This window comes from Nocardioides thalensis (genome assembly GCF_013410655.1).
Taxonomy (GTDB): domain Bacteria; phylum Actinomycetota; class Actinomycetes; order Propionibacteriales; family Nocardioidaceae; genus Nocardioides; species Nocardioides thalensis.
Window position 1 is genome coordinate 1,078,057 of record NZ_JACCFP010000001.1, and the last position, 15,950, is coordinate 1,094,006.

Below are 15,950 nucleotides of genomic sequence, written 5' to 3' on the forward strand. Positions count from 1 at the left end.
AGTTCATTCGTGCGCACCACCCACCGTCGTTCGTTCCGCGTGACTGCCGGCGCCTTCGCCGGCCTCACCGTCCTGAGCCTGGGCCTCGCCGCCTGCGGGGGCGAGGAGGAGCCAGGAGCCGACCCCCAGGAGGCGGTCGACGCTCCCGAGGCCGAGGAGCCGGCCACCTGGCCGCTCACCGGCCTCCCCGCCGACGAGGGCGCCGAGCAGGACCACCCGGTGCTCGTCGTCAAGATGGACAACACCGAGGCCAGCGCGCCGCAGGAGGGCCTCGGCAGCGCCGACCTGGTCGTGGAGGAGCTCGTCGAGGGCGGCATCACCCGCCTCGCCGCGTTCTACTATTCCGACATCCCCGGCGTCGTCGGCCCGGTGCGCTCGGTGCGCGCCAGCGACATCGGCATCGTCTCGCCGGCCGACGGCACGCTCGTCACGTCCGGCGGCGCCCAGGTGACCCTCGGGCGGCTGAAGGAGGCCGGCATCCCGCTGGTCAGCGAGGGCTCGGAAGGCTTCCGCCGCGACGACACCCGCAGCGCCCCCTACAACCTGTTCGCCGACCTCTCCGCGGTCGCGAAGGCCCAGGCCGGCGAGGCCGCCCGTCCCGACGACTACCTGCCGTGGGGCACGGCCGCGGACCTGCCGAAGGGCAAGCCGGCCACCAGCCTGACCGCCGACTTCGGCTCGCACGCGACCAACTGGACGTTCGAGAACGGCACCTACGTCAACCAGAACACCTACGCCGCCGAGGGCGAGGAGTTCCCGGCCGACTCCGTGCTCGTGCTGCGGGTCGACGTCGGCGACGCCGGCTACCTCGACCCCGCCGGCAACCCCGTGCCCGAGACGCTGTTCGAGGGCGAGGGCCAGGCGCAGCTGTTCCACGACGGCAAGGTCGTCGAGGGCACCTGGACCAAGGACGGCCTGGAGGACGCGATCTCGCTCTCGACGCGCGACGGCGAGCTGACCGTGCCCGCGGGCCGGGTCTGGATCGAGCTGGTGCCGGTCGACGCCAAGAACGGCTCGGTCACCTACCAGAAGTAGGCGGCTCCTCCTCCACGTCGGGGTCCGGGAGCTCGATCTCGCCCGTCAGGAACGCGTTGGGCACCGCGACCCCGGTCTCGACCAGGGCCTGGACCCCGGCGAGGAGGAAGCCGATCGCGTTCTCGACGCGCTCGGCCGCGGCCGCCGGGTCGTCGGACGTGGCGACCGACTCGCCTGCGGAGGACATCGCCCCAAAGAAGATCCGGGCGAACGTCTGGAGCATCTGCTCGTCGAGCGCCCAGTCGCCCGCCTCGAGCACCGAGCGGACGATGTCGAGCACGTTGGCGAACGTCGAGCGCTCCTCCTGCTCCCGGAAGCGCTCGTAGCCGAGCACCGCCGGGCCCTCCTGGATGACGATCCGGCGGTAGCGCGGCTCCTGGACGACCTCGAGGAACGACCGCAGGCCCGCGATCGCCTTCTGCCACGGGTCCTTGGAGCCGCGCAGCGCCTTCTGGATGCGCTTGGCGGCGTCGCTCTCCACGCGCTCGAAGACCGCCTCGAACAGCGCCTGCTTGCCGGAGAAGTGGTGGTAGAGCGCGCCCTTGGTGACCCGGGCGCCGGCGACGATCGCGTCGAGGGACGCGGCGGCGTACCCGTGCTCGGTGAAGAGCTCCTCGGCGACGTCGGTCAGCGCACGCTTGGTGGAGGCGGTGTAGGCGGCCCGTCGGGTGGCGCCGGAGACGCTCGGCACCTTGGGCACCTTGGGGACCAGTTTCGAGACCGACGCCTTCGCCACGCCGCCAGCATAAGTGGCGGTCATCACGTGGGCGGGATCACCATGTCGCAGGGTTTGGCGTACCGAGGGTCTGGCCCATACTCGAAGTACGTACTCGCGGTATGTCGGATGCTCCGGGAATGGCCCGGTATCCCACTCGGGTGGACCGACGGCCGCTCCACGAGAAGGAGCTGACCATGAACTGGAAGGCCTACCACAACCGGGGCGAGACCCTCCGCGCCGTGATCAACACCGCCAACGTCCGCCGGGACGGCATCCTGCCCCTGGACGTCGAAGGCGTTTCCGAGACGTTCCGCGACGAGCTCGACCTCCTCGGCGCGCTGCAGCTGAAGTGGCACACCCGCCTCGGCGGCAACATCGAGCAGGTCCTCAGCGTCCAGCCGATGGACCTCCGCGCCCGGGTGGCGCTCGCCTGGAAGCAGACGGCCGACGAGCTGCCCGGCGTCCGCGCGATCATCGACCACTACCGCGACCACCCCGTCGACGACGCGATGGCCAGCGCCATCGCGACGGCCACGGCCAAGGAGCACTACTTCCTCGCCGTCATGGCGGGGCAGTCGGCGCTCGGAGACGCGAACGCCGCGTGGGTCGGCGCCGAGATCGAGCAGCACGGCCGCAACCTGCACCAGGGCGTCGCGACGTTCGTCGTCGCGCCGGCGGACCGTGAGGAGGAGCCCAAGCGGCTCAGCCTGCTCGACCGCCTGCGCGCCGTGGTCGCTGCCTGACGCGCGCTGCTGCGTCCCTTCGGCGGCTGGGGGATGATGGCGGGGTGAGTCCCGTCCGTCCCGAGCCCGGCATGCTGCTCGTCGCTGCCCCGACGCTGCTGGACCCCAACTTCGTCGACAGCGTCGTGCTGCTCCTCGACGTCAACCCCGAGGGGGCGCTCGGCGTCGTCCTCAACCGGCCGAGCGCGCTGCCCGTGTCCGAGGTCCTGGGGGAGTGGGGCGACGTCGTCGAGGAGCCCGAGGTCCTCTTCCAGGGCGGGCCGGTCTCGACCGACGGTGCCCTGGCCGTGGCGCTGGCGACGCCCGGGGTCGAGGGCACGGTCGGGTTCCAGGCGATCCTCGACCGGCTGGGCCTGCTGGACCTCGACACGCCGACCGAGCTCGTCGAGGGCACCGTCGACCGGCTCCGCATCTTCGCCGGGTACGCCGGCTGGGGCGCGGCGCAGCTCGACGACGAGATCGCCGAGGGCGCGTGGTACGTCGTCCCCGCGCTCGTCGAGGACGTGTTCCGCCACGACACGCAGGACTTGTGGCGGGACGTGATGCGAAGGCAACCGGGTGACCTGGCCTTCCACAGCACTCGGCCCTCCGACCCTGACCTGAACTGAGCGCCGGAGGTTTCGAGGCTCGGCCGCGGGCGGCCTCGCACCTCAACCACCGGCGAGCCGCGTAGACTCCCTTCTCGTGACCACCATCGGATTCTCGACCGACACGGACGTCCGTGAAGACCGGCGGACGGTCCCGACCGACGACGGTGACCACGAGCGTTTCTCCCACTACGTGGAGAAGGACAAGCTCACCGAGGCGATGGTGATGGGCACGCCCGTGCGCGCCCTGTGCGGCAAGGTCTGGGTGCCGAGCCGGGCGCCGGAGAAGTTCCCGGTGTGCCCGGAGTGCAAGGAGATCTGGGAGGGCCTCTCCGACGTTCCCGGCGACAGCGGCTCCGACGAGTGAAGTCGCTCGGACCCGCGTGGCCCGAGCGAGCAGCATGGGGGACAGCACCGTCCCTGCGTGCCTGGCAGTCGGCGGCCCTGCGCGACTACCTCGACCGTTCCCCGCGTGACTTCCTCGCGGTCGCGACGCCCGGCGCCGGCAAGACGACCTTCGCGCTGACGGTCGCCGCCGAGCTGCTCGGCCGGCGGGTCGTCGACCGACTGATCATCGTCGCCCCCACGGAGCACCTCAAGCAGCAGTGGGCCGAGGCCGCGGCGCGGGCCGGCCTGCCGATCGACCCCACGTACTCCGCGGGCAGCGGGAAGATCTCCAGCGACTACGTCGGCGTCGCGGTGACCTACGCCGGCGTCGCGGTCAACCCGCTCGCGATGCGCATCCGCACCGAGCGGTTCAAGACGCTGGTCATCCTCGACGAGATCCACCACGCCGGCGACGCGCTGTCGTGGGGCGAGGGCGTGCGCGAGGCCTTCGAGCCCGCTGCGCGCCGGCTAGCCCTCACCGGCACGCCCTTCCGGTCCGACGTGAACCCGATCCCGTTCGTGACCTACGCGCCGGGGCCCGACGGCGTGAAGCGGTCGGTCGCCGACTACACCTACGGCTACGCCGAGGCCCTCGCCGACCACGTCGTCCGGCCGGTCCTCTTCCTCGCCTACTCCGGCAGCATGCAGTGGCGCACCCGGGCCGGTGACGAGGTCGCGGCCACGCTCGGCGAGCCGCTCACGAAGGACCTGACCAACCAGGCGCTCCGCACCGCGCTCGACCCCGCCGGGTCCTGGATCCCGTCGGTGCTGGCCGCGGCCGACAAGCGGCTGTCGGAGGTACGCCGCCACGTGCCCGACGCGGGCGGACTCGTGATCGCGACCGACCAGGACTCCGCGCGGTCCTACGCCAAGACGCTGAAGGCGATCACCGGCGAGTCGCCGACCGTCGTGCTGTCGGACGAGAAGGCGGCGTCGAAGAAGATCTCCCAGTTCAGCGACGACGACAGCCGCTGGATGGTCGCGGTCCGGATGGTGTCGGAGGGCGTGGACGTGCCGCGCCTCTCGGTCGGCGTGTGGGCCACGACGACCTCGACGCCGCTGTTCTTCGCGCAGGCCGTGGGTCGCTTCGTGCGCGCCCGGACCCGCGGCGAGATCGCGTCGGTCTTCCTGCCGTCGGTCCCGAACCTGCTCGGCTTCGCCGCCGAGCTCGAGCTCGAGCGCGACCACGCCCTCGGCCGGCCGGTCAAGGACGAGGACGACATCTTCGCCGCCGAGGACGACCTGCTGGCGCAGGCGCAGGCGGGGGAGGCCGCGTCGGCCGAGATGGAGGCACTGCCGTTCGAGGCGCTCGGCTCCGAGGCGCGCTTCGACCACGCCCTCTACGACGGTGCCCAGTTCGGCCACGAGGGCGAGGTGCACGTCGGGTCGGACGAGGAGATGGACTTCCTCGGCATCCCGGGCCTGCTCGAGCCTGACCAGATGAAGGAGCTCCTGCGCCAGCGGCAGGACTCCCGCGCGAAGGCGCGGCGCCGTACCTCCGAGACGGAGCGGGCCCCCGACACCGTCGCCGAGGTCGCGACCCACGAGCAGCTCGCCGTCCTGCGGCGGGAGCTCAACGGGCTCGTCGGCGCCTGGCACCACCGCACCAACCAGCCGCACGGCGTCATCCACTCGGCTCTGCGCAAGGAGTGCGGGGGCCCCGCGGCCGCGGTCGCCAACGCGGCCCAGCTCCAGCTGCGGATCGACCGGATCCGCGAGTGGGCGATGCGCAAGTCGTCCTAGGAGTACCGTCCCGGCGGCGGTGACCCAGGCCACAAGTGAGGCAGGCCTAACTTAGGCTAGGCTCCGCTCTCGTGACGACGACCGAGACGCTGCCCAGAGCGCTGCGCGGAGCCCTGCAGGGCCAGGACCTCGTCCTCGGCTACCCCCGGGCGACCGTGGTCCACGGCGTCTCCGTCGAGCTCCGGGCCGGCCGGGTCACCGCCCTCATCGGCCCCAACGGCAGCGGCAAGTCCACGGTGCTCCGCTCGCTCGCGCGCCTGCACCGGATCGACGCGGGCTCGGTGCGCGTGGGCGGCACCGGAGGGGACCTCGAGGACGCCGCGCCGCTGAGCGCCAAGGAGTTCGCGCGCCGGGTCACCCTGCTCTCGCAGTCGCGCCCGCACCCGTCGGGGCTCGAGGTGCGCGACGTGGTCGCGTTCGGGCGCCACCCGCACCGGCGCCGGTTCGCGCCGCTGACCGACGCCGACCGCGCCGCGATCGACCACGCCCTCGACGTCACCGGCGTCGCGTCGATGGCCTCGCGGCCCGTCGACCAGCTCTCCGGCGGCGAGCTCCAGCGGGTCTGGCTGGCGTCCTGCCTCGCGCAGGACACCGGCGTGCTGCTGCTCGACGAGCCGACCAACCATCTCGACCTGCGCTACCAGGTCGAGACCCTCGATCTGGTCCGCGACCTCGCGGACCACCACGGGACGGCGCTCGGCGTCGTCCTCCACGACCTCAACCACGCGGCGAGCGTGGCCGACGAGGTCGTCCTGCTCCACCAGGGACGGGTCCGCGCCGCCGGCGCGCCCGCCGAGGTCCTGACCGCGGACCACCTCTCCGAGGTCTACGGGCTCCCGATCGTCTCGACGGAGGACCCCGAGACCGGGCGCGTCCGCGTCGAGCCCCGGGGCAAGCACCACCGCCGGCGTGACTGACGCGCCGTCGCCATCAATGGAATGACGAGGAACCCGATGAAGACCCGATCGATCGCCGCTGCCCTCGGCCTGGCCGGTGTGGCCACGCTGACCGCCTGTGGCACGACCGAGCCCGCCGGCAGCGACACCACTCCGGTCGCCAACGACTCCGCCGACTGCTCCGACGTCGAGACCTCGACGGGGCCGGTCAGCCTGACCGACGCCTTCGGCCGCAAGGTGGAGCTGGAGCAGCCCGCCGAGCGGGTCGCCGTCCTCGAGTGGCAGCAGACCGAGGACGTGCTCTCCCTCTGCCTCAGCCCGGTCGCCGTCGCCGACGCCGCCGGCTTCGAGCTGTGGAACTCCTCCGAGGAGCTCCCCGAGGGCGTCGAGGACGTCGGCACGCGCGGCGAGCCGAACCTCGAGGCGCTCTACAAGACCAACCCGGACCTGGTGATCATCGAGGCCTACACGCCCGACGACGAGATCATCAAGACGCTCGAGGAGTACGACGTCCCGGTGCTCGCCACCAAGGGTGCGGACGCCGCCGACCCGATCGGCCAGATGAAGGACACCTTCGAGCTGATCGCGCAGGCCACCGGCCGCGAGGACCGCGCCGATGTCGTGCTCGAGGAGTTCGACGCCGCCGTCGAGGAGGGCAAGGAGCAGGTCGAGGGCAGCGAGGTCACCGACTTCGTCTACTTCGACGGCTGGGTGCAGGGCGGCAACGTCGCGATCCGCCCGTTCGGCCAGGGCTCGCTGATGGGCGAGCTCGGTGAGGCGATCGGCCTCACCAACGCCTACGACGGCGAGGTGGACCCGGCGTACGGCCTCGGCCAGACCGACCTCGAGGGCCTCTCCGAGTACGGCGACGCCACCTGGTTCTACACCGGCACCGAGGACGAGTCCGGCTTCCTCCAGAAGATGCAGCAGAACAAGATCTGGACGTCGTCGCCGGCCGTCGAGGAGGGACGTGCCCACGCCTTCCCGGAGCACATCTGGACGTTCGGTGGCCCGCGCTCGGCCCAGCAGGTGATCGACGCGTACGTGGAGATCGTGACCCAGTGACCCAGACAGCCACGCCGACCTCGACCGACGACGCCCCCGTCGTCGGTCGGGTCGGCGCGGTCGGCGTCGTCGGCGCCGGCGGCGCACTGCTGCTGCTGGTCGCCGCGGTCGTGCTGCTGGCCGGGTGGCACGTCACGCAGGGCACCTCGGGCGTCGGCCTGGGCGACCTGCTCGGGCTGCTGACCGGCGACGACGCCTCCGACGCCACGCCCGTCGGCACCCGCGACATCCTCGTCGGCTCGCGGATCCCGCGCGCCGCGGCCGGGATCGCGGTCGGCTTCGCCCTCGGTGTCGCGGGCGCGCTGCTCCAGTCGCTCGCGCGCAACGCGATGGCCTCGCCCGACACGCTGGGCGTCACCGGCGGCGCCTACTTCGCCGTCACCGTGGTCGCGGCGTTCGGCATCTCCCTCCCGCTGTGGGCCTCCGGGCTCACAGCGTTCGCCGGCGGCATCGCCGCCGCGGCGGTCGTGCTGGCCCTCTCCGGCGGCGCCGGCACGTCCACCACCCGGCTGATCCTGGCCGGCTCCGCGGTCGCGCTCGCGCTGCAGGCCGGCACCTCGACCCTGCTCATCCTGTTCCGCGAGGAGACCACGAGCCTCTTCGCGTGGGGCAGCGGCTCGCTCAACCAGCTGGGACTGACCGCGTTCTGGCAGGCGGCGCCCATCGTCGTCGTGTGCACGGCGGCCGGCCTGCTCTTGTCGCGCAGGTTCGACCTGCTCGGGCTCGGCGACGACACGGCGGGCGTGCTCGGCGTACCCGTCCGCTCCACGCGCGTGATGGGCACGGTCCTCGCCGTGCTGCTGATCGCCGCGGCCGTCACCGTCGCCGGGCCGATCGGCTTCGTCGGCCTCTGCGCGCCTGTGATCGCGCGCCTCCTCGGCCGCCTGGTGCCGGCGTTCCACCGCCACGTGGTGCTGCTGCCCGCCGCCGGTCTGACCGGTGCCGTCATCGTCATCGGTGCCGACGCCCTGCTGGGCGCGGCCATCGGCGCGGACGAGGCGATCTCGATCCCGACCGGCGTCACGACCACGCTCCTCGGCGCGGTGGTGCTCATCGTCCTCGCGCGCCAGGGCCGCGACGCCGGCCCGACCCGGCAGCCGCCGGGCACCGGGATGCCCGCTCGGGGGAGGGCGCGCTTCGCCCTCGTCCTCGTGGTCTGCCTCGTCGCCGCGGCGGCCGCCGGCGTCGTCGGCATGATGGCCGGCGACAGCTGGCTCCGCGCGGGCGACCTGTCCCTCTACCTGACCGGCGACGCGCCCGTGTGGCTGCAGTTCGTGCTCGACGAGAGGGCGCCGCGCGTCGCGGCCGCGCTGCTCGCTGGAGCCGGGCTCGCCCTGTCGGGCACGCTGGTGCAGGCGACCTGCCGCAACCCGCTCGCCGAGCCGGGCATCCTCGGCATCACCGGCGGCGCCGGCGTCGGCGCGGTCCTCATCGTGACCCGCGGCGCCACCGAGGTGCCCAGCCCCACCGCCGTGCTCGTCGCGGCGGTCGTCGGCGCGCTGGTTGCGTTCGCGCTCGTCTACGGCCTCGCCTGGCGCAACGGCCTCGACGCCGACCGGCTCGTGCTGATCGGGATCGGCTTCTGGTACGGCGCGATGGCGCTGGTGACCTACCTGCTCGTCCGGTCGAACCCGTGGGACACCCCGCGCATCTACACCTGGATGTCGGGCACGACCTACGGCCGCACCTGGGAGCAGGTGCTGCCGGTCGCGATCGCCGTCGCGGTCGCGGTCCCGCTGACGTGGGTCGTGCGCCGGGAGCTCGACCTGCTCGCCCTGGATGAGGACACGCCCCGCCTGGTCGGGGTCGGTCTGGAGAAGGTGCGCCTGCTCGTCCTGCTGGTGGCGGCGGTGCTCGCGGCGCTGTGCGTCTCGGCTGTCGGAGTGGTCGGCTTCGTCGGGCTGGTCGCGCCCCACGCCGCGCGTGCCCTCGTCGGCGGCCGCCACGTCCGGGTGATCCCGGTGGCGGTGCTGCTCGGCGCGGTGCTGCTCGGCGTCGCCGACCTGGTGGGCCGGACGGTGATCGCCCCGGCGCAGGTCCCGGCGGGCCTCGTGGTCGCGCTGATCGGCGCGCCGTACTTCGTGTACCTGCTGGCAAGATCGCGAGCATGACGACGTACGTCGCGTTCCTGCGGGCGATCAACCTCGGCCCCAACCGCAAGTTCCCCAAGGCCGACATCGTCGCGGCCACGGAGGGCGCGGGCTTCACGGGCGTCGCCACGCACATCAACACCGGCAACGTGCGGCTCGACACCGCGATGCGCTCGCGGGCGCGGATCGAGCAGGCCCTGGAGACGGCGTACGCCGACCGCGCGGGCTTCGCGGTGCCGACGATCGTGTTCTCCGCCTCCGAGCTGGCCGCGATCGCCGACGAGGCGGTGCGGCTCAGCGAGGAGCGCGGCCCGCTCGAGCGGCACTACCTCTACCTGATGAAGTCCGAGCCGGAGGCCGACCGGGTCGCGGCGCTCCTCGAGCGCGACCGGGCGGTCGACGAGGTCGTGGTGAGCGGGCGCGTGACGCACCTTCTGTTCGGCGCGGGCTACCAGCCCGGTGCCGTCGACCCCTACGGCGTCGAGAAGGCGCTCGGGGTGGTGGCGACCAACCGCAACCTCAACGTCGTCAGGACCCTTGCTGAGAAGTGGTGCTGACGGCCACCGGGTCCGCCCTGCGCAGGCCGCGCACCGACGACGACGTCAGCGTCAGCAGCGAGATCGTCAGGTAGCCGAGCCCGGCGAGCAGGATCATGTTCTGCAGCCCGAACTCCGCGCCGAGCGGGCCGAACGCGAGCTGGCCGACGGGGATCGCGATGAACGAGCCGAGCATGTCGTAGGAGTAGACGCGCGAGAGCATGTCGCGCGGCACGTGCTCCTGCATGGACAGCTCCCAGCCGAGGCCGAAGACCTCGATGCCGGCGCCGGCCAGGAACGCCGCCGGCAGCAGGACCCACAGCTCGGTCGTCGTGCCGAGGGCGATCAGCTGCGTCGAGAAGAGCGCGCAGCCGAGCATCCCCCACAGCAGCGGGCGCCGCAGGGCGACCCGGAGGAAGAACAGCGAGCAGCAGACGAGGCCGACCGCTCCGGCCGACACGATCAGCGCCCAGCCGTGCACGCCGATCTCGGACGACTTCGCCAGTGGCGGTCCGAGCGTGCTGAACCCGCCGCTCTGGAGAGCGTTGAGCGCGCCGAAGGCGAGCACGATCACCCACAGCCAGGTCGTCGTGCGGAAGAAGGTCCACCCGGTGCGGAGGTCGCCCAGGATGCTGTCGCCGTCGCGGGGCGCCGGCGGCGGCAGCTTGATCGGCAGCAGCAGGGCGGCGGCCACGAAGTAGGTGAGGCCGTTGATGGCGATCGCCCAGCCGGCGCCGACACCGACGACGAGCACGCCGCCGAGCGCCGGCGCGATGACCAGCGAGATGTTGCGCAGCAGCCCGTTGAGGACGTTGGCGGGCTGGAGCGCCCCCTCGGGCGCCAGTTGCGGCAGCAGGCCGGCCAGCGCCGGCTGGTTGGCGGCCGCGGCGACGCCGTTGACCGCGGTCAGGGCGGCGAGGTGCCAGATCTCCGCGCTCTCCGTCAGTACCAGGGCCGCGATCGCGAGCGCCGTGGTGCCGGCCGTCACGTTGCTGAGCTGGATGATCACGGTGCGGCCGAACCGGTCGGCGAGCACGCCGCCGAGCAGGAGGAACACCACCTCAGGGATGCTGCGCGCCGCGAGCACGATGCCGAGCGCGCTGGGGGAGTCGCTCACCTCGAGGACCGCGAACGCGAGCGCGATGTGCCCCATCATGTCGCCGAGCAGGTCGACGGCCCGCGAGGCGAAGTACCACCGGAACCGGCGGTCGCGCAGAGGCGCGAGGGCGGGCCCGCTCATCGGGCGGCCATCCGGAAGGCGGCGATGGTGAGGTTGACCGGGATCGTGCCCTCGGTGCGCGGGCGCTGCGCGGCTGCGTGCAGGTGGTGGGAGGTCTCCACCACCCGCTCGAGCACCTCGTCCCAGACCGCGGGCGTCACCCAGAGCTCGGCGTCGGTGAAGCTGCCCTTGCCCTTGGTCCGCTGCCGGAACCGGCGCAGCAGCTCCTGCGCCATCGCCTGCACCTGTCCCTCGAGGTCCTCGGCGCTGGTGGCGGGCTCGTCGCGCCCGTGGTGGTAGCGGTAGCGCTTCGCGACGCCGCCGCGGATCCGCTCCTCGGCATCGACCGTGATCAGGTCGGCGTCGTGGAGCACGCGGAGGTGGTACGACGCGCTGGCGTGCGCGATGTCGAGCTCGCGCGCGACCTCCGCCGCGCTCATCGCGTCGCTCGTCAGCAGGGAGAGCATGCGCAGCCGCAGCGGGTGCGCGCTCGCGCGCAGGGAGGTGATCTCGTCCGTCATGGGTGCGCCTCTCGCCGTACTCTCCAAGAGATGTTGGGGAGTAGATCACGGACCACGTCGACTGTCAAAGAGTTCTTTGGTGGTCGCGTGTGCCACGATGTGGATCGTGACGACCGCGAGCCCTGTCGAGGTGGATCCGGGAGTCGAGGAGGACCTCACCCCGGACGAGATCACCCTCGCCGACACACCGTGGGTGACCGTCGTGTGGAACGACCCGGTCAACCTGATGTCCTACGTCACCTACGTCTTCCAGAAGCACTTCGGCTACTCGAGGAAGAAGGCGGAGAAGCTGATGATGGAGGTGCACGAGGACGGGAAGTCCGTGGTCAGCAACGGCACCCGCGAGGAGATGGAGCGCGACGTCCAGGCCATGCACGAGTACGGCCTGTGGGCCACCCTCTCGAAGAGCGAGTGACGCGTCCATGACGGGATTCGTCCGGCACCGCCGGAGCAAGCACGTCTTCGCGACGTTCACCGCGTTCGAGGCCGACCTGGTGCGCTCGCTGGCCGCGCAGCTCGTCGAGCTGCTGCGCAACGAGGCCGCGGCGCCGAGCAGCGCCGGCGACCCGCTCGAGGCGCTGCTCGACTTCACCGGCCCCACGACGGCACCCGACGACCCGGTCCTCGCCCGCCTGTTCCCCGACGCCTACCGCGGCGACGACGAGGCGGCCGGGGAATTCCGGCGCTTCACCGAGGGCACGTTGCGCGATGGCAAGGCCCGCGCGGCGGCCACCGTCATCGACACGCTCGAGGACGCCGGCCTCCCCGCCGAGCCGGGCGACGAGGAGCTGATGATCGACGTCGAGCTCGACCGCGAGACGGCCGAGGTCTGGATGCGCGCGCTCACCGACCTCCGGCTGGCCCTCGCCACCAGGCTCGGCGTCGAGGAGGGCGACGAGGACTACTGGTACTCCCTGCCCGACGAGGACCCGCGCGGCCAGGCCCACCGCATCTACGAGTGGCTCGGCTTCCTCCAGGAGACCCTCGTCCACGCCGTCACGGCTTGACGGCCAGCACCGGGCACCTCGCCTCGAGGATCACCCGCTGGGCGACGCTGCCGAGCAGCAGCTTGCCGACCGGCGTGCGGTGGCGGACGCCGACCACGACGAGCTCGGCCTGCTCCTCCTCCGCGGCGGCGAGCACCGCGGCGGCGACGTCGGGCACCACGTCGTGGCGGAGCGCGACGTCGAGCCCCTCGGCGACCAGGGCCGCGCGGACGGCCTCGACGTCGGCGTCGCCCGCGAAGCGGCGGTCGACGTAGGCGTCGCCCCGGGTGGCGTTGACGACGACCAGCCGCGTCGACGCCGTACGGGCGGCGGCCGAGGCGTGGTGGAGCACGGCCTTGCCGTACTCGTCCGGCGTGTAGGCGGCGACGACGCTCATCGCTCGACCAGCTCCTTCTCGTCGTGGTGCTCGGCGGCGGGCGCCGGCCGGCGGAACGCGGTGGCGATGACCGCCAGCAGGAGCACGGCCATCACGACGTACACGACGACCGCGACCGGCTCGCTCCACAAGGTGCTGACCTCGCCGCCGGACAGCGCCAGCGCCTGGGTCAGCTGCTCCTCGACCTTCGGGCCGAGGATCACGCCCACGATGAGCGGCAGCACCGGGATGCCGAACCTGCGCATCGCGAACCCGAGCACGCCGAGCACCAGGAGCAGCGCGGCGTCGAACGCCTGGAAGTTCACGCTGTAGGCGCCGAGCGTGGCGAAGAACAGGATCCCCGCGTACAGGTAGGGCCGCGGGATCTGCAGCACCTTCGCCCACAGCGGCGCCATCGGCAGGTTGATCACGAGCAGCAGCGTGTTCGCGATGACCAGGCTCGCGAGCAGCGCCCAGACCAGGTCGGGCTCGTTCTCCATGAGCAGCGGCCCGGGCTGCATGCCGAAGCTCTGGATGGCGACCAGGATGATCGCCGCGGTGGCCGTCGTCGGCAGGCCGAGGGTGAGCAGCGGCAGCATGGTGCCGGCCGCCGAGGCGTTGTTGGCCGCCTCGGGGCCCGCGACGCCCTCGATCGCGCCCTTGCCGAACTCCTCCGGGTGCCGGCTGAGCTTCTTCTCGGTGATGTAGGACAGGACGGTCGGCACCTCGGCGCCGCCGGCGGGCAGCGCGCCGAACGGGAACCCGTACGCCGTGCCGCGCAGCCACGGCTTCCACGACCGGCGCCAGTCGTCCCGGCCCATCCACGGCTGGCCGACCGGGATGATCTCCAGGGGCTTGCGGCGCAGGTGGGCGGCCACCCACAGGGCCTCGCCGATCGCGAAGACCGCGACCGCGACCACGACGATGTCGATGCCGTCGGCCAGCAGCGGCTGGTCGAAGGTCAGCCGCGCCTGGCCGGTCGTCGTGCCGATCAGGCCGATCGCCAGGCCGAGGAAGAGCGCGATGAAGCCGCGGAGCTTGGACGACCCGAGGACGGCGCTGACCGCGAACAGGGCGAGCAGCATGATCGCGAAGTACGACGGGGCGCCGAGCTTGACCACCACGTCGGCGACCGACGGGATCAGGACCCACAGCAGGACGGTGCCGATCGTGCCGGCGATGAACGACCCGATCGCGGCCGTCGCGAGCGCCTGGGCGGCGCGGCCGGACTTGGCCATCTTGTTGCCCTCGATCGCGGTCACCACGGAGGAGGACTCGCCGGGCGTGTTGAGCAGGATGGAGGTGGTCGAGCCGCCGTACATCCCGCCGTAGTAGATGCCGGCGAACATGATGATCGCGCTGTCGGGGCCCATGGTGAGCGCGACCGGCAGGAGGAGCGCGAGGGTCATCGCGGGGCCGATGCCGGGCAGCACGCCGACCGCTGTGCCGAGCAGCACGCCGAGCGCGGCGAAGAGCAGGTTCCCCGGCGTGAGGGCGGTCTGGAAACCGTCGAGCAGCATGTCCATCAGAGGACTCCGTCCAGGATGCCGGCCGGGATCGGGATCCCGAGCGCGACGTAGAAGAAGTACCAGGAGCCGACCGACAGGGCGGTCCCGATCGCGAGGTCCCGCACGTGCGTGCGGCTGCCCAGCACGGCGGCGACCCCGGTGAAGAGGATCGCCCCGGTGATCGCCCAGCCGAGCCAGTCGATCAGGGCGATGTTGGCGACGAGCACGAGTGCGAGCAGCCCGACCGTGCGCAGGTCCGTGCCCTGCGTGAGGTCGACGTCCTCTCCCTCCTCGGCCTCCGGCACGTCGCCGCGGGCGGTCGCGATCGCGAGCAGCACGCCGAGGACGACGAGCACCGCGCCGACGACGTTCGGGACCGCGTAGGGCTGCACCGGCTGGTCGGCGAAGCCCTTCTCCAGGGTGCTGGCGTCGTAGAGGACGTAGCCGCCGACCGCGACGAGGAACGCCGCGAGCAGGTACTGGCTTCGATCGATGGTCATGTCAGTCCCAGCTCCTCGAGGGTGTCTTTGACGCGGGTGTCCTGCTCGACGAGGAACTGCTCGAACTCCTCGCCGGTGGCGAAGTTGTCGGTCCAGCCGTTGTCCTCGAGAGCCGCCTGCCACTCGTCGGTCTCGTGCATCTCGGTGAAGAGGTCGGTGAGGTAGTCGCGCTGGGTGTCGGAGATCCCCGGCGGTGCGAGGACGCCGCGCCAGTTGGTGAACACGAGGTCGATCCCCGACTCGGTGAGCGTAGGGACGTCCTCGACCGTGTCCAGCCGCTCGGCGCCGGACACCGCGAGGACCCGGAGCGAGCCGTCCTCGATCTGGCCCTCGAACTCGCCGAGGCCGGACATGCCGACCTGGATCTTCTCGCCGAGCAGCGCGGTCGTCAGGGGGCCGCCGCCGTCGTAGGAGATGTAGTTGACGTCGACGGGATCGATGCCGAGCTCGGCGGCGAGCTGCATCGGGAACAGGTGGTCGGGCCCACCCGCGGACGAGCCGCCGCCGATGGTGACCGCGCCGGGGTCCTTCTTCCAGGCGGCGACCAGGTCGTCGATCGTCTCGAAGGGCGAGTCGGCGGGCACCAGGATGCCCTCCTGCTCCTCGACCAGCCGTGCGATCGGCGTCATGTCGGAGACGACCGCGTCGGACTTGTTGGTGTAGACCGCCCCCACGACGCCGAGGCCCATGGTCATCACCAGGTCGTCGGCGCCCTCCTCGTTGGCGAGCCGCTGCATCGCGACCGTGCCGCTGGCGCCGAGCACGTTGGTGATCTCGAAGCGTCCGGTGAGCTCGTTGCCCTCGAGCGCGTTGACGGCGGCGCGCCCGGTCAGGTCGTAGCCGCCACCGGGGCTGTTGGGGATCATCATCCGCAGCCGGCGGTTGTTGGGGTCGTCGCCGCCGCGCGTGACGCCGCAGCCGGCGGCGACGGAGGCGAGAGCCAGGGCGACGAGCACAGCGACGACGAGGCGCCCATGATGGCGGCTCGGGGTCATGCGTTCCTCCCGGGTTCGGGTGACAGGTGTCACGGGATCGGTCCG

18 protein-coding genes are annotated in these 15,950 nt (G+C 72.2%); 11 read left to right on the forward strand and 7 right to left on the reverse strand.

The features are described from left to right. Nucleotides 1-9 precede the first annotated feature (9 nt). Nucleotides 10-1,035, forward strand: coding sequence for a DUF3048 domain-containing protein (locus tag HNR19_RS05335; protein ID WP_179666960.1), 1,026 nt, complete (start codon nt 10-12; stop codon nt 1,033-1,035). Here the strand turns inward: HNR19_RS05335 and HNR19_RS05340 are convergent. Beyond that, nucleotides 1,019-1,771: a TetR family transcriptional regulator gene (locus HNR19_RS05340; RefSeq protein ID WP_179666961.1), complete on the reverse strand. Its 753-nt coding sequence runs from the start codon at nt 1,769-1,771 to the stop codon at nt 1,019-1,021. The genes HNR19_RS05335 and HNR19_RS05340 overlap by 17 nt on opposite strands. Before the next feature lie 140 nt (nt 1,772-1,911). Between HNR19_RS05340 and HNR19_RS05345 the strand changes: the two genes are divergently transcribed. The 8 genes from HNR19_RS05345 (at nt 1,912) to HNR19_RS05380 (ending at nt 9,821) form a co-directional block, all read left to right on the forward strand. Further along, nucleotides 1,912-2,496 carry a hypothetical protein gene (locus tag HNR19_RS05345; RefSeq protein ID WP_179666962.1) on the forward strand — a complete coding sequence of 195 codons (585 nt, stop codon included), beginning with the start codon at nt 1,912-1,914 and terminating at the stop codon, nt 2,494-2,496. 44 nt (nt 2,497-2,540) lie between these two features. Further along, entirely contained in the window at nt 2,541-3,104 is a 564-nt protein-coding gene (locus HNR19_RS05350; protein ID WP_343047062.1) for a YqgE/AlgH family protein, read from the forward strand. Nucleotides 3,105-3,180: 76 nt separating this feature from the next. Continuing rightward, nucleotides 3,181-3,450 (forward strand): DUF3039 domain-containing protein, encoded by a 270-nt coding sequence (locus tag HNR19_RS05355; protein WP_179666963.1) that lies wholly within the window; start codon nt 3,181-3,183, stop codon nt 3,448-3,450. After that, complete coding sequence (locus HNR19_RS05360; RefSeq protein ID WP_179666964.1) at nt 3,447-5,213, forward strand: DEAD/DEAH box helicase family protein; 1,767 nt, start codon at nt 3,447-3,449, stop codon at nt 5,211-5,213. The genes HNR19_RS05355 and HNR19_RS05360 overlap by 4 nt, the downstream gene beginning before the upstream one ends. A gap of 71 nt (nt 5,214-5,284) precedes the next feature. Then, a complete protein-coding gene (locus HNR19_RS05365; protein WP_343047063.1) occupies nt 5,285-6,130 on the forward strand; it encodes an ABC transporter ATP-binding protein in 846 nt (281 codons plus the stop codon). 36 nt (nt 6,131-6,166) lie between these two features. Further along, complete coding sequence (locus HNR19_RS05370; RefSeq protein WP_218910154.1) at nt 6,167-7,174, forward strand: iron-siderophore ABC transporter substrate-binding protein; 1,008 nt, start codon at nt 6,167-6,169, stop codon at nt 7,172-7,174. After that, nucleotides 7,171-9,285: a Fe(3+)-hydroxamate ABC transporter permease FhuB gene (locus HNR19_RS05375; protein WP_179666966.1), complete on the forward strand. Its 2,115-nt coding sequence runs from the start codon at nt 7,171-7,173 to the stop codon at nt 9,283-9,285. Before HNR19_RS05370 ends, HNR19_RS05375 begins: the two co-directional genes overlap by 4 nt. Further along, nucleotides 9,282-9,821 carry a DUF1697 domain-containing protein gene (locus tag HNR19_RS05380; RefSeq protein WP_179666967.1) on the forward strand — a complete coding sequence of 180 codons (540 nt, stop codon included), beginning with the start codon at nt 9,282-9,284 and terminating at the stop codon, nt 9,819-9,821. Before HNR19_RS05375 ends, HNR19_RS05380 begins: the two co-directional genes overlap by 4 nt. On the opposite strand, the gene HNR19_RS05385 is transcribed toward HNR19_RS05380, so the two are convergent. Together HNR19_RS05385 and HNR19_RS05390 are read right to left on the reverse strand one after the other, a co-directional pair. Then, nucleotides 9,793-11,040, reverse strand: coding sequence for an MFS transporter (locus HNR19_RS05385; RefSeq protein WP_179666968.1), 1,248 nt, complete (start codon nt 11,038-11,040; stop codon nt 9,793-9,795). The genes HNR19_RS05380 and HNR19_RS05385 overlap by 29 nt on opposite strands. Then, entirely contained in the window at nt 11,037-11,540 is a 504-nt protein-coding gene (locus HNR19_RS05390; protein WP_179666969.1) for a helix-turn-helix domain-containing protein, read from the reverse strand. The genes HNR19_RS05385 and HNR19_RS05390 overlap by 4 nt, the downstream gene beginning before the upstream one ends. Nucleotides 11,541-11,646: 106 nt before the next feature. Here HNR19_RS05390 and clpS point away from each other — a divergent pair, with 106 nt between their 5' ends. Both clpS and HNR19_RS05400 read left to right on the forward strand, forming a co-directional pair. Next, on the forward strand, nt 11,647-11,955 hold the full coding sequence (gene clpS / locus HNR19_RS05395) for an ATP-dependent Clp protease adapter ClpS (protein ID WP_425490639.1): 309 nt from the start codon (nt 11,647-11,649) through the stop codon (nt 11,953-11,955). Nucleotides 11,956-11,962: 7 nt separating this feature from the next. Then, complete coding sequence (locus tag HNR19_RS05400; protein WP_179666970.1) at nt 11,963-12,547, forward strand: DUF2017 domain-containing protein; 585 nt, start codon at nt 11,963-11,965, stop codon at nt 12,545-12,547. Here the strand turns inward: HNR19_RS05400 and HNR19_RS05405 are convergent. Genes HNR19_RS05405 through HNR19_RS05420 form a run of 4 tightly spaced genes read right to left on the reverse strand, consistent with a single transcriptional unit; the run spans nt 12,537 to nt 15,905 of the window. Further along, a complete protein-coding gene (locus HNR19_RS05405) occupies nt 12,537-12,923 on the reverse strand; it encodes a universal stress protein (RefSeq protein WP_179666971.1) in 387 nt (128 codons plus the stop codon). The genes HNR19_RS05400 and HNR19_RS05405 overlap by 11 nt on opposite strands. Further along, the gene (locus HNR19_RS05410; protein ID WP_179666972.1) at nt 12,920-14,428 is read right to left on the reverse strand and encodes a tripartite tricarboxylate transporter permease; all 1,509 of its coding nucleotides are present in this window, start codon (nt 14,426-14,428) and stop codon (nt 12,920-12,922) included. The genes HNR19_RS05405 and HNR19_RS05410 overlap by 4 nt, the downstream gene beginning before the upstream one ends. Then, a complete protein-coding gene (locus tag HNR19_RS05415) occupies nt 14,428-14,910 on the reverse strand; it encodes a tripartite tricarboxylate transporter TctB family protein (RefSeq protein WP_179666973.1) in 483 nt (160 codons plus the stop codon). The genes HNR19_RS05410 and HNR19_RS05415 overlap by 1 nt, the downstream gene beginning before the upstream one ends. Continuing rightward, entirely contained in the window at nt 14,907-15,905 is a 999-nt protein-coding gene (locus HNR19_RS05420; RefSeq protein WP_179666974.1) for a Bug family tripartite tricarboxylate transporter substrate binding protein, read from the reverse strand. The genes HNR19_RS05415 and HNR19_RS05420 overlap by 4 nt, the downstream gene beginning before the upstream one ends. Nucleotides 15,906-15,950: the final 45 nt, after the last annotated feature.